At 66.5% G+C, this 12,752-nt stretch carries 12 protein-coding genes; 5 read left to right on the top strand and 7 right to left on the bottom strand.

Translation table 11 applies throughout. The annotated features are described in order from the left end of the window. Positions 1-107 precede the first annotated feature (107 nt). On the top strand, positions 108-683 hold the full coding sequence (locus AVTE2539_RS23430) for a retropepsin-like aspartic protease family protein (protein ID WP_284414388.1): 576 nt from the start codon (positions 108-110) through the stop codon (positions 681-683). A 38-nt stretch (positions 684-721) separates the two neighbouring features. Here the strand turns inward: AVTE2539_RS23430 and mmsB are convergent, their stop codons facing one another. The 4 genes from mmsB to AVTE2539_RS23410 all read right to left on the bottom strand — a co-directional run bounded on the left by mmsB (position 722) and on the right by AVTE2539_RS23410 (position 4,971). Beyond that, a complete protein-coding gene (gene mmsB / locus AVTE2539_RS23425) occupies positions 722-1,618 on the bottom strand; it encodes a 3-hydroxyisobutyrate dehydrogenase (RefSeq protein ID WP_284414385.1) in 897 nt (298 codons plus the stop codon). 88 nt (positions 1,619-1,706) lie between these two features. Then, the gene (locus AVTE2539_RS23420) at positions 1,707-2,873 is read right to left on the bottom strand and encodes an acyl-CoA dehydrogenase family protein (RefSeq protein ID WP_284414383.1); all 1,167 of its coding nucleotides are present in this window, start codon (positions 2,871-2,873) and stop codon (positions 1,707-1,709) included. Between the two features lie 80 nt (positions 2,874-2,953). Beyond that, entirely contained in the window at positions 2,954-3,379 is a 426-nt protein-coding gene (locus AVTE2539_RS23415; RefSeq protein WP_284414381.1) for a lysozyme inhibitor LprI family protein, read from the bottom strand. Positions 3,380-3,432: 53 nt separating this feature from the next. Further along, on the bottom strand, positions 3,433-4,971 hold the full coding sequence (locus AVTE2539_RS23410; protein ID WP_284414378.1) for a CoA-acylating methylmalonate-semialdehyde dehydrogenase: 1,539 nt from the start codon (positions 4,969-4,971) through the stop codon (positions 3,433-3,435). A 243-nt stretch (positions 4,972-5,214) separates the two neighbouring features. Between AVTE2539_RS23410 and AVTE2539_RS23405 the strand changes: the two genes are divergently transcribed. Then, positions 5,215-6,123, top strand: coding sequence for a LysR family transcriptional regulator (locus tag AVTE2539_RS23405; RefSeq protein ID WP_284399857.1), 909 nt, complete (start codon positions 5,215-5,217; stop codon positions 6,121-6,123). Positions 6,124-6,569: 446 nt separating this feature from the next. Here AVTE2539_RS23405 and AVTE2539_RS23400 read toward each other — a convergent pair whose 3' ends face one another. Continuing rightward, on the bottom strand, positions 6,570-7,532 hold the full coding sequence (locus tag AVTE2539_RS23400) for an IS5 family transposase (protein WP_284414376.1): 963 nt from the start codon (positions 7,530-7,532) through the stop codon (positions 6,570-6,572). Between the two features lie 719 nt (positions 7,533-8,251). After that, a complete protein-coding gene (locus AVTE2539_RS23395; protein ID WP_284414374.1) occupies positions 8,252-8,428 on the bottom strand; it encodes a hypothetical protein in 177 nt (58 codons plus the stop codon). On the opposite strand from AVTE2539_RS23395, the gene cycA reads away from it, so the two are divergent. After that, positions 8,427-9,893, top strand: coding sequence for a D-serine/D-alanine/glycine transporter (gene cycA / locus AVTE2539_RS23390; RefSeq protein ID WP_284414372.1), 1,467 nt, complete (start codon positions 8,427-8,429; stop codon positions 9,891-9,893). The genes AVTE2539_RS23395 and cycA overlap by 2 nt on opposite strands. 219 nt (positions 9,894-10,112) lie before the next feature. Then, on the top strand, positions 10,113-10,643 hold the full coding sequence (locus AVTE2539_RS23385; RefSeq protein ID WP_284414370.1) for an EF-hand domain-containing protein: 531 nt from the start codon (positions 10,113-10,115) through the stop codon (positions 10,641-10,643). A gap of 132 nt (positions 10,644-10,775) precedes the next feature. On the opposite strand, the gene AVTE2539_RS23380 is transcribed toward AVTE2539_RS23385, so the two are convergent. After that, positions 10,776-10,934 carry a DUF3309 family protein gene (locus AVTE2539_RS23380; RefSeq protein WP_284399845.1) on the bottom strand — a complete coding sequence of 53 codons (159 nt, stop codon included), beginning with the start codon at positions 10,932-10,934 and terminating at the stop codon, positions 10,776-10,778. 224 nt (positions 10,935-11,158) lie between these two features. On the opposite strand from AVTE2539_RS23380, the gene AVTE2539_RS23375 reads away from it, so the two are divergent. Next, the gene (locus tag AVTE2539_RS23375; RefSeq protein WP_284414367.1) at positions 11,159-12,652 is read left to right on the top strand and encodes a hypothetical protein; all 1,494 of its coding nucleotides are present in this window, start codon (positions 11,159-11,161) and stop codon (positions 12,650-12,652) included. Positions 12,653-12,752: the final 100 nt, after the last annotated feature.

Genomic DNA, 12,752 nt, shown 5'->3' with positions numbered 1-12,752 from the left:
GCGGGCCCGCAAGGCGTAGGACAACGGCGGCGATGCGCCTGGCGCGGCGCGGCAGCATGCGGTGCCTGGGCCATACTCGCCCCAAGCACATTACCGGAGGGCAACGAATGGCATCGGATGGCGAAGACCGCCAGCGCTTGGGCTCGCGGGGCGGTGGCGACGTGGAAGACGCACACGTGCCCGGCGAGCGCCGCACGCGCGCGCTCGCCCGCAGGGGCATGTGGGGCATCCTGGCCTTTTGGCTCGCATTGATGGGCGTGCTTTACGTGGCCATGGACCACTACCTCAAGCCGCGCGGCGCCAGCGTGACGGCGGAGGGCGCCCTGGTGATCCCCCGGCACCGCGACGGGCACTTTCGCGTGGCCGGCACGGTGAACGGCCAGCCCGTGATGTTCATGGTGGACACCGGTGCCAGCCTGGTGGGCGTGACCGATGCGCTCGCGCGCAAGGCCAGCCTCACGGGCGGGGAAGTGACGCAGTTCCGCACCGCCAACGGCACGCGCCAGGGCCGCGTGGTGGTGGCCGATTCGGTCACCGTGCGCTCGCTGGCGGTTTCCGGCCTGCGCGTGGGCACGGGGTACACGGGCGACGACGACGAGGACGCGCTGCTGGGCCAGAACTTCCTGCAGCACTTCGACGTGGAGATCGGGCGCGACCGCATGGTGCTGCGGCCACGCAACTGAGGGTAGGCCCGGGGGGCTGGGCGCTGCCCCGCCGCGGGTCAGCCCTTCTTTTGCACCGCCTGGATGATGCTGGAGAAATCCAGCGCCCCCTGGCCGGCCAGGCTGTGCGCCGCATACAGGCTGCGCGCCAGCCCGCCCAGCGGCGTGGCGGCCTTCACGGCCATGGCGTTCTCCTGCGCCAGGCCCAGGTCCTTGAGCATCAGGTCGGTGCCGAAGCCGCCCGCGTAGCCCTTGCTGGCGGGGGCCGCTTCCATCACGCCGGGGTAGGGGTTGTACTTTTCCAGGGCCCAGTTGCCCCCCGAGCTGCGGCGCATGATCTCGGACAGCACCTTCGGGTCCAGCCCGTTGGCCACGCCCAGGGCGATGGCCTCGCTGGTACCCGCCATCAGGATGCCCAGCAGCATGTTGTTGCAGATCTTGGCCGTCTGACCCGCGCCCACGGCGCCGGCATGGAACAGGTTGGCGCCCATCTTTTCCAGGATGGGGCGGGCGCGCTCCAGGTCGGCGGCATCGCCCCCCACCATGAAGGTCAGCGTGCCGGCCACGGCGCCGCCGGTGCCGCCCGAGACGGGCGCGTCGATGAACGCCAGGCCGCGCGCCTGCGCGGCTTCGGCCACCTTGCGCGAGGTGGCGGCGGCGATGGTGGAGCAGTCGATCACCAGCGTGCCGGCGGCCAGCAGCGGCAGCAGGCCGGGCTGCTGCCCGTTGCCCAGGTACAGCGATTCCACGTGCTGGCTGGCGGGCAGCATGCTGATGAGCACCTCGGCGCCCTGCACGGCGGCCGCCGCATCGGCCGCAATGGCCACGCCGCCTTCGGCCAGCTTGTCGCGCGCGGGCTGGGACAGGTCGAAGGCGCGGACCTCATGCCCCGCCTTGTGCAGGTTCAGCGCCATGGGGCCGCCCATGTTGCCCAGGCCGATGAATGCGATCTTCATGGAAGTGTCTCCTTTGGTTTTGAATGAAACAGGCCTCTGGCACAATAAGTACTAGGGCATGCTGCTATGAAATTGGTAGTGAATGCGGTCAGCGGATGGCGTCGGGCGCGTCGCCCTCCAGCATGCGGCGGGCGATGATGACCCGCATGATCTCGTTCGTGCCCTCCAGGATCTGGTGCACGCGCGCGTCGCGCATCAGGCGCTCCAGCGGGTACTCGCGGATGTAGCCGTAGCCGCCGTGCAGCTGCAGCGCCTCGTTGCACACGTTGAAGCCCGCATCGGTCGCAAAGCGCTTGGCCATGGCGCAATAGGTGCTGGCATCGCGCGCGCCCGCATCCAGCTTGGAGGCCGCCAGCCGCACCATCTGGCGCGCGGCCACCAGTTCGGTCGCCATGTCGGCCAGCTTGAACTGCAGCGCCTGGAAGCTCGCGATGGGCTTGCCGAACTGCTTGCGGTCGTGCATGTACTGCTGCGCCTGGGCCAGCGCGCCCTGCGCCGCGCCCACCGAGCAGGTGGCGATGTTGATGCGCCCGCCGTCCAGGCCCTTCATGGCGATCTTGAAGCCCTCGCCCTCGCGCCCCAGCAGGTGGTCGGCCGGAATGCGCACGTTGTCGAAGCTGATGGTGCGGGTGGGCTGGCTGTTCCAGCCCATCTTTTCTTCCTTCTTGCCGTACTGGATGCCCGGCGCATCGGCCGGCACCGCGAAGGCGCTGATGCCCGCCGCGCCCGATGCGGCGTCGCCGGTGCGGGCCATCAGCACCAGCACGTCGGTGCTGCCCGCGCCGCTGATGAACGCCTTGGCGCCGTTGATGACGTATTCGGCGCCTGCCAACTCCGCCCGGGTCTTGAGCGAGGCCGCGTCCGAGCCCGCGCCGGGCTCGGTCAGGCAGTACGAGGCGAGCTTCTCGCCGCTGGCCAGCAGGGGGCCCCAGCGGTCGCGCACGGCATCGGTCGCCCAGGTGCCGAGCATCCAGGTGGCCATGTTGTGGATGGTGATGAAGGCCGTGGTGGAGGGGTCCACCGCCGCCATTTCCTCGAACACCAGGGTGGCGTCGAGCCGGGGCAGGGCGAGGCCGCCCGCGTTCTCGGGGGCGTACAGGCCGCAAAAGCCCAGGGCGCCGGCTGCGGCGATCGCCTCGCGCGGGAATATGCCCTCGGCGTCCCAGCGGGCCGCGTGCGGCGCCAGTTCGGCGCGCGCGAAGTCGCGGGCCGTCTCGGCGAATGCGCGCTGTTCTTCGGTCAGTTCAAAGTCCATGGATCGGGTCTCGCTGGCGGTCGTTCGTTGTTCTGCTTTGTCTCGTTTCGGGCGGGGCGGGGTGGACGGTGGCGGATGCGTTACGGCTTGGCGGAGGGATGGTCCAGCGTCAGCCAGCGCATCAAGCCCTGGCGGCGCGCCTCGGTCTCGGCGGTCAGGCAGGCGTGGTACAGGCGCGGCCACTCGGGCAGGCCCTCGGTGGACTGGGTGCCCTGCTTGCACAGCATGGTGCGCTGGCGCTGCCAGGCCGTCTGCTCCTGCCGCAGCTGCGGCCGCTCGTGGGCCGACAGCGCGCGCATCACGTCGCTGTAGAGAATGGCAATGGCCGTGTCCGCCTGCTGGTAGGTTTGCACCGCGCAGGCATTGGTCTCGGCCACCGTGCCCTCCGGCCGGCAGGTTGCGCCCGCCTGGGCGTGTGCCCCCGCGCTGAACAGCAGGGCGCAGGCCGCGCCGCCACCCCAGGCAAGCGCCGCCCACCGTTTCGTCGTGATCTTGAGAATGTGCATCCTTGGCGTTGTAGCACCGCGCGGCCCCGGCCGGCCGCTCCCGCGCCAGCGGGCTACTTCAGGCTGATGGTGGTGTTCACGCCGTGCGAGATGGTGCTGTCGTCGAACCAGCGCGCCGTGACCGTCTTGGTCTGCGTGTAGAACAGCACGACCTGCTTGCCATACGGCCCCAGGTCGCCCAGCTTGGAGGCGCGCGAGCCCGAGAACGAGAACAGCGGCACGGGCACGGGAATCGGCACGTTGATGCCCACCTGGCCCACGTCGATCTCTTCCTGGAACTTGCGGGCTGCCGCGCCCGACTGCGTGAAGATGGCCGTGCCGTTGCCGTTCGGGTTGTCGTTGATGAAGGCGATCGCTTCGTCGATGTCGGCCGCCGCGCCCAGGCACAGCACCGGGCCGAAGACTTCCTGGTCGTAGATGGACATGCCGGGCTTCACGCCGCTGAACACCGTGGGGCCGACGAAGTTGCCTTTTTCGTAGCCCGCCACCTGCGGCTTGCGGCCGTCCAGTTCCAGCGTGGCGCCATCGGCGATGCCGCGCTCGATCAGGCTTTCCACCCGGTCCTTCGCTGCGCACGAGACCAATGGGCCCACGTCGGTGCCCTTGTCGGTGCCGCCGCTCACCTTGAGCGTCTTGGCCTTGGCGACGAGGTCGGGAATCCACTGCTGGGCCTCGCCCACCAGCACCACCACCGACAGCGCCATGCAGCGCTGGCCCGCAGCGCCGAAGGCGGCGCCCGCCAGGGCGTTGAGCGTCTGCTCCTTGTTGGCGTCGGGCATGACGATGGCGTGGTTCTTCGCGCCCATCATGCATTGCACGCGCTTGCCGTTCAGGCTGGCGCGGTTGTAAACGTGCGTGCCCACCTTGGTGCTGCCCACGAAGCTGATCGCCTTGATGTCCGGGTGGTCGCAGATGGCGTTCACCGCGTCCTCGCCGCCGTGCACCACGTTCAGCACGCCCGGGGGCACGCCGGCCTCCAGCGCCAGCTCGCACAGGCGCATGGTCACCATGGGGTCCTGCTCGGAGGGCTTGAGCACGAAGGTGTTGCCCGTGGCGATGGCCATGGGGAACATCCACAGCGGGATCATGGCGGGGAAGTTGAACGGGGTGATGCCCGCGCACACGCCCAGCGGCTGCATCAGCGTGTAGGTGTCCACGCCGCCGGCCACGTTGTTGGCCAACTCGCCCAGCTGCAGGTTGCCGATGGCGCTGGCGTGCTCCACCACCTCCAGGCCGCGGAACACGTCGCCCTCCGCATCGGGCAGCGTCTTGCCTTGCTCGGCCGTCAGGATCGCGGCCAGTTCGGCCATGTTCTCGCGGATCAGCTGCTGGTACTTGAGGAAGATGCGCGCCCGGGCGCCGATGGCCGTTTTCTTCCAGGTCTTGAAGGCTTCCTTGCCCGAGGCGACGGCGGCGTTGATCTCCTCTGGCGTGGCGAAGGGCACGCGCGCCAGCACTTCCTGCGTGGCGGGGTTCACCACATTGCGCCACTGGGTGGTTTGGGACTCGACGAACTGGCCGCCGATCAGCAGCTTGACGGTGGGGGCCAGGGCGGCCTGTGGGGCCTTTTGAGCGGTGATGGATGCGTCCATGGTGTCTTGTCTCCTGTGTTTGTCTGTCATGCGGGGCCGGGACAATGGCCTGAGCGGACGGCCGGGCAGGGCGCCGGTGCCGCAACCGCGGGCAAATCCCGGTGGCCTGCGCATCCTAGCTGTGCGAAATTGCCAACACAAGGCGCATGCATGCACCTTGGGTTTGCAAATTTGCACAGGTGGCGGCGGGCCGGGTCGGCACGCACCGCCCGAAGAACACTACGACGAGAGGGCCTCACACGAATGGAATGGGACAACCTGCGCTACTTTCTGGAGCTGGCGCGCTCCGGCACACTGGCCGGCGCGGCACGCCGCACGGGCGTGGAGCACACCACGGTGGCCCGCCGCATCCAGTCGCTGGAAAAGCAGATGGGCGCACCGCTGTTCGCACGCGAGGCCGGCGGGCACCGCCTGACGGAGGCGGGCCGGCAACTGCTGCCCGCCGTCGAGGCCATGGAAACCGCCGTGCTCGGTCTGGAGCGCGCGGCCCCGGCGAATGCGGCGGCGGGCCTGTCCGGGGTGGTGCGCGTGGGCGCGACGGAAGGCTTCGGCACGCTCATCCTCGCGCCGCACCTGGCACGGCTCACGCAGAAGAACCCCGGCCTCACCATTGACCTGCTGGCTTTGCCGCGCATGCTGCACCTGTCCCGGCGCGAGGCAGACATCGTCATCTCGCTGGAGCGCCCCGCGCGGGGATCGGTCATCGTCGCCAAGCTGGCGGACTACACGTTGCACCTGTACGGCCAGCGCGAGTACCTGGCCCGTCGCCCGCTGGTCTCGACCCGGGACGATCTGCGCCACCATGCCTTCGTGAGCTATGTGGACGATTTGCTCTTCACCAAGGAACTGCAGTTTCTGGACGCATTGCACCGGCCAGCGCGGTTCGCGTTTCGAAGCACCAGCATCACGGCGCAGTACGAAGCGGTGCGCGCCGGCGCGGGGTTGGCCGTGCTACCGGCCTTTCTGGCCGACCGCGATCCGGTGCTGGCCCGGGTGCTGCCTGAAGAAGCCCGGTTCACGCGGACCTTCTGGATGAGCATGCCCGCCGAGGCCAAGCACCAGGCGCGCATCCAGGCGGTCTGGACTTGGCTGAAAGAGGTGTCTTCCGACAAGACGCTCAAAATCATTCACGCGCCGGATGCGTCGGAATAATACGAAAGTAACTGAATGTATGATCTTGCCGCCTCGGAGCCACGGGAGTAATTTGACCGTTTGCATGCCCGAGAACATGCCCTGCGAATTTTGTTGATAAGAAACCCATGAAGAAGTTGGCTTTGATTGTTTTAGTGTCCGCTCTGTTTACTGGATGCGCTTCCGTGAAGATGGAAAGTAGGGAAGCTTCGGCAAAGTCAAAGGAATTTTCGCAGCCCAGCGAAGGCCATTCAGGGCTTTATGTCTATCGAGACAGTTTTATAGGCAAAGCAGTCACGAGAAATATTTGGCTGGATGGGAAATGTCTAGGGAAGGTCTGCACAACACACGCATAAGTGTGCCGAAGCACTCAGCCCGTTGATATATAAGGCAGTCGAGGCCCTTTTTTACTCACCTTGGGTGCACGCGGCGGCAGATTGGCTGCCCTTGGCGAACTGCAGACGCACTCATGCCATTGCCGCCAGCAATTTACGCCGCACCAGCCACAGATTGACCAACGCAAACAGCGTGTGCAACTGCGCGGTGTTCTTGGCCAGCCCTCGGTAGCGCACCTTGATGTGGCCGAACTGGCGCTTGATCACTCGGAACGGGTGTTCCACCCGCGCCCGAATGCTGGCCTTCACGCGCTCCAGTTTCCCGGTCAGGGCCTTGATCGGTTTGGCCGGGTCGAGCAGGCGACGTTTGCCGGGCCGCATGGCGATGTGCCAATTCACGTCGCGCCTGGCATCAGGGCGTTGGCCCGCGCCTTGGTAGCCGGCATCGGCATAGACATCCCGGTCGCTTGCGCGCACCAGACTGTTGGCCTCGATCACATCATTGACCGCGCCACTGGTGCCGCGCACGGTATGCACCAGACCCGAGTCGGCGTCCACTCCGATATGGCACTTCATACCGAAGTACCACTGCTGTCCCTTGCGGCTTTGTTTCATCTCCGGGTCGCGCTCTCCGCTGCTGTTCTTGGTCGAGCTGGGTGCTGCGATCAAGGTGGCATCCACCACCGTGCCGCTCTTGAGCATCACGCCCTTGGCGCTGAGCAGATCGTTGACGGTCTGCAGGATTTGCGCAGCCAATTTGTGCTTCTCCAGCACATGCCGGAACCGAAGGATCGTGCTCTCGTCGGGCAGCCGCTCGTCCCAGCCTTCCAGGCCCGCGAACTCTCGGAATACCGGCATGTCGTGCAGCGCTTCTTCCATCGCCGGGTCGCTCAGCGCGAACCACTGCTGCATGAAATGGATACGCAACATGGTCTCGCATGGGAACGGAGGACGCCCCCGCTTGCCTTCGGGTAGGTACGGCGACACCAGGGCCACCAGTTCGGCCCACGGCACGACCTTCTCCATCTCATCCAGGAATTCCCGCCGCCGCGTTCGCTTCGCCGTCATTCCCAAGCCCAGGCTGTGCTGCTTCATGTGACGTATCGTCTCAGGGCTTCACGCCGGTGCCAAGGATGCCGTGGGGCGATTTATGCAGACCTTCCCTAGGGGAATCTGGTCCGGATGTCTTCTTTCACACGGAAGTTGCCGGTGGACAAGAGCACGTGATTGCCACGGATTCCGAGTTCTCGCCCAACGAGTTGAAGGTGATGTTCGAGAAAGGCAAAAATACTTCGTCCGGCAATACATGCAGTTCGGTGCGTTCACTGGGAGGACCTACGTCGAGCTAATCCCCGAGGCTGAAGGCAAGGCCGCCGTGGCGAAGCTTGAAATGGCTACGGCAGGCACCTGCAGCAGATAACGCCGCCGGACCGATCGCAGCGCGTCGGCTGCACCCTGCGGGCTGCCGGCGCCCGCGATCGGCGCGGCCGCTTATCGGTCAGACGATCGTGCTGACTCGGCGGCCCTCCGTCGCGGTGATTGACCGGCGCGAGGGCCTGCTGGATTCGCCTCGAAAAAATCGCTCCTTCGGATAATCGGTCCAACCTGTTTGAATAATCGCCGATTCAAAACCCCGGATTCGAGCCAGAAATAATCCGGGCCGATGAGCGACCTACCCCCCTGATACACCACGCCATGGCGGGCCCTCGTTGCGGATCCACTGCCCGGCTTGCCCTTGGGTCCCACAGCCACGCGGCTGACCCGACCCGCCAACCTTTGGATGCAGCGCTGCACCCATTTGGGGCGTGACTGGTTTATCCTCCCGCCCTTCCATCGGTCAGGGAGGGAATACCCTGGGCCGGGCCCGTCAGGCGCACTGCGCCTTGCGTCTTGGGAGAGAAGCCCGGAATCGCGATCCATTCATCCACGGCAGTGGCCGCCCTGAATGCCCTTCGCGCCGAGGAAACAACATCAATCAGGAGGTTTTCCATGGCAACCCAGGTTTCGCCCGACATTCCGGGCCGGCACGACAGCGACCATCTGCAGCGCAGCCTGTCCAATCGGCACATCCAGCTCATTGCCATCGGCGGGGCCATCGGCACCGGCCTCTTCATGGGCTCTGGCAAGACGATCAGCCTGGCAGGGCCGTCGATCGTGTTCGTCTACATGATGATCGGCTTCATTCTGTTTTTCGTGATGCGGGCCATGGGCGAGCTGCTGCTGTCCAACCTGCAGTACAAATCCTTCATCGATTTCGCGGCCGATCTGCTCGGCCCCTGGGCCGGGTTCTTCACCGGCTGGTCTTACTGGTTCTGCTGGATCATCACGGGCATCGCCGACGTGATCGCCATCTCGGCCTACTCGCAGTTCTGGTTTCCCCACCTGCCGCAGTGGGCGCCGGCACTGGCCTGCGTGGGGCTGCTGCTGTCGCTCAATCTGCTCACGGTGAAGCTCTTCGGCGAGATCGAATTCTGGTTCGCCATGATCAAGATCGTGGCCATCATGGCGCTGGTGGCGACGGGGTTTTATATGGTCTACGCCCATTTCGTCTCGCCCTCGGGCCGCACGGCGAGCGTGGCCAACCTGTGGAACGACGGCGGCATGTTCCCGCACGGTTGGATGGGGTTCTTCGCCGGCTTCCAGATCGCGGTGTTCGCCTTCGCGGGCATCGAGCTGGTGGGCACGACCGCCGCGGAGGCCAAGGACCCGGAGCGCACGCTGCCGCGCGCGATCAACTCCATCCCGCTGCGCATCATCGTGTTCTATGTGTTCTCGCTGGTGGCCATCATGGCCGTCACCCCGTGGCGCGATGTGGTGCCCGGCAAGAGCCCGTTCGTCGAGCTGTTCGTGCTGGCCGGGCTGCCCGCGGCGGCGAGTGTGATCAATTTCGTGGTCCTGACCTCGGCGGCCTCGTCGGCCAACAGCGGGGTGTTTTCCACCAGTCGCATGCTGTTCGGCCTGGCCGAGAAAGGCGTGGCGCCAGGGCGCTTCGCGAAGCTGTCGCGCCGTGGCGTGCCTTCGAGCGGACTGCTGTTTTCGTGCACCTGCCTGCTGGCCGGCGCTTTTCTCATGTGGGTGATTCCGGACCTGGTGGAGGCCTTCACGCTGGTGACCACCGTCTCGGCCATCCTCTACATGTTCGTCTGGTCGATGATCCTGCTGTCCTATATCGCCTACCGCCGCCAGCGGCCGAAGCTGCATGCGGCCTCGCTGTACAAGATGCCGGGCGGCGCCTGGATGTGCGGCGTGTGCCTGGCGTTCTTCGCCGGCATCGTGGTGCTGCTGTCGTTCGAGGCTGATACGCGCCAGGCCCTGCTGGCTACGCCCGCCTGGTTCGTACTGCTGGCGCTGGCGTATCAGTTCGTGCGGCGCCGGCCGCCGGGCGCGCGCGCTTCGCTGCCGGGCAATGCTCCGACCGGAGCACTGGGAGCCCGCGTGTCGCCTGAGCGGGGGTGATTTTCGGATCTTTCAGGCTCCGTCACGCCCCGCTTCTGGGCTGGGCCCCCGAGGGGCCCAGGCGGGGCCCGGTCCTGAACAGTCCATGGGAAGTTAATGGCCTGGAGATCGGGGCTTTTTCGCCGCATTGGAATTTTCGCCAGGGCCTACCCTGCATGGGCCGGGCGAAGGGCGTTTTCTTGTGTGGACTGCTTCGCCACCGACAGGAGTACTTTGGCGATGACACCCCTTATTTCCGGCCTTGCATCGGTCGCATCCCTGCTGTTCAACGCGTCGTCCTCCGGGGCGGCGAAACCCTCGTCTTCCGCGCGGGGCAGCGACGCTTCGCCCGCCGAGCCCTCCACGCAGATCACCTTGAGCAAAGAAGCCGAGGCGCTGTCCGGCGTCGCGGGCCAGAGCGCGGCCGCATCGGCCCGGGGCGTGGCGGCGCGGTTTTCCCTCGCGTCGTCGCAGGGCGGGTCGGTCTCCACGGAGAATTTTGGAGAGCTGCTCACCCAGTTCGGCGCGACCCAGGCGCAGAAAGAGCAGCTGACGGCGGGGTTCGATGCCAACCACGACGGCAAGATCTCCCAGGAAGAATTCATGAAGGGCCTGGGAGACACCTCCGGCGCCAAGACCGCCAACAGCGAACTGTCGCAGGCCATCCTGCAGTTGATGGATCAGGGGGGCAATGCCAACGGCGTGGTGGACGGCAAGGAGTTTGCCCGATTCTCGATGGCATTCATCGCGGCGGAGAAGCGGCCTGCGTGATCAATCGTCTTGGTGGTGGAATGGCGGGCTGCTGCGCTCGCTGGAGCCACTGAGGAGCGGACGAAAAAAAGCGGCCCTGGTAGGCCGCCTTTTTGAAAAATCGACACCGCGGTAGCACGGCGTCGATGGGTCTTATATCCGGCCCATCAGCAGCAGGACCAGCAGGATCACCACCACCAATCCGATACCGCCGCTGGGACCGTATCCCCACGAGCGGCTGTGGCCCCAGGTAGGCAGGGCGCCGACCAGGATCAAGATCAGCACGATAAGCAGAATCAGCGAGAGCGACATGTTGTTTCCTTCTGTGTGGTGGATGCGATGGGTGCATTGTTGAAGTCAGACCTGTTCTGGTTCGCAGGCGGCGGGCCTGCGGCGGCGTCAGGGAATTCCGACGCACTGCGTGGGAGGCGGTTTTTTTGCTTCGCATGGACAGGGACCGGCTTCGCGCCAGGGCCCGGTTGAAAGGGCGCGGGTCTTCACACTGTCACGAACACCGCAATTCCCCAAGGTCCTCCATGAGCTTGCAAAGCCCCCCGACCGGCATTTCCAATCCCAGCATTTCACTGAAGCGCAGTTTCGAATCGGTGGATTCGGCCCCGGCTCAAGCGCCTGCTGCCAAGCGGTCCCGCTCCGAGACCTTCAATAGCCCCGCGGGTTTGAAAGCGCGGGGTGGGGACAGCGGCCCGGTCGGCATGGCACCGCGCAAGGCCTTGCCAGCGCCCGCGGCGCGCCACCATGGCGCTGCCGCGAAGGCTTCGGGGCTGCCGCATCCGTCGGGCATGTTCTCCCATCGCGGTGGGCCGGGCCTGCTTTCCTCCGGCGCACTGCCCGGGCCCGCAGGGCATTCGCATGGCGCATCGCAGGCGTCTGCGCACCCGGCATCGGCAGAGCCCCTGGCATTGATGGATGTGCCTGACCGGGCGGACCGGGACGAGTTGCCCTCGGCAGCGGATGCTTCGTCGGATCTGCCTTACGGCCAGCAACTGGCCCTGACGAATTTCTCGCATTGGGAGAGCCCGGCTGAGCCGCCCGCATCCCAGGCCGACGCGCCCCCGCCGAAGCCGCCTGCTGGCGAGCCCCTGGCGCTGGCTGACGTTCCGCACCAGGAGGAGCCTGCACAGGCCCCAGCGACCTCGGGGGAGGAAGCGGCGGCCCCGCCGGACACATCGCAGGGGCACGAATTGGTGCTGACCCTGGCCCCGCACGAGGAGGGCCCGGCCGAGCCACCGAAAGCCAAGACCGACGTGCCTGAAAAGAAGGTGTCTTCTGGCGAAACGCCGCCGCAGGTGCATGTCTCGCACCAGCAAAGGCCCGCCGTGCCGTCCGAGGCGAAAGCCGAGGTGCCGGCGCAAAGCGCCACATTCGATCCACCGCTGGCACTGACCGACGCACCCGGTCAGGAATCGGCGGCGCAGCAAAAACCATCCGCCGCGCAAGACGAATTGCCTGCGAGGGCCAAGGCCGATGCGCACCCGTCTGCCGTTACGAACCCACCGCATTCTGAACCGGCTGCGGCCTCCAACGAAGCGCCATCGACCCTACCCACGCCGACGCCGCCAAAGACTGCAGGCGCGCAGCACGATTCCGTGCCCGGCGATCCGACTCCGCCAGAAGACCCTCCGGTCAAAGCGTCGGCCGACCCGGGCGCGCCCTTGGTCCATCAGCCCGCCGTGCCTGAGGCGCACGCGCATCCCGGCTCGGCGGCCCCCGGTGCGGCAGACCCGGCTGAACCCGCGCTGCCCGAAGAAGACCTTCCCGAAGCCATCGACATCACCGAAACCATCGACGTCGAAGTGCAGACGCCCGAGCCGATTTCCGGCCCCGATGCCGCCACCCAGGCGCTCATCGACAAGCAGTTGCAGCAGCAGGCCAACGAGAACGCGCTGACCGAAGTGCGGGAAAGGATCGCCGAGAACCGCGCGCGCAACGAAGTGGCTAACGCCCTGGCGGAGGCGCGGGTAGAGATGTGGAAGAAGGCGGCCAAGGCGTTCAAGGACGGCGCGGGCTGAAGCACCAGGCGCGCGCTGGTCTGGAGCCTGAACCGGTCAGCGGACCATCGCCCCGTTCCGGACGCTCTGCCCACCTCGGGGATTGCGGCTCCACCCAGAA

This window comes from Acidovorax sp. SUPP2539 (genome assembly GCF_030158975.1).
Taxonomy (GTDB): Bacteria; Pseudomonadota; Gammaproteobacteria; order Burkholderiales; family Burkholderiaceae_C; genus Paracidovorax.
The sequence above is the reverse complement of the archived record's forward strand: the minus strand, read 5'-3'. Positions and strand labels throughout refer to the sequence as shown.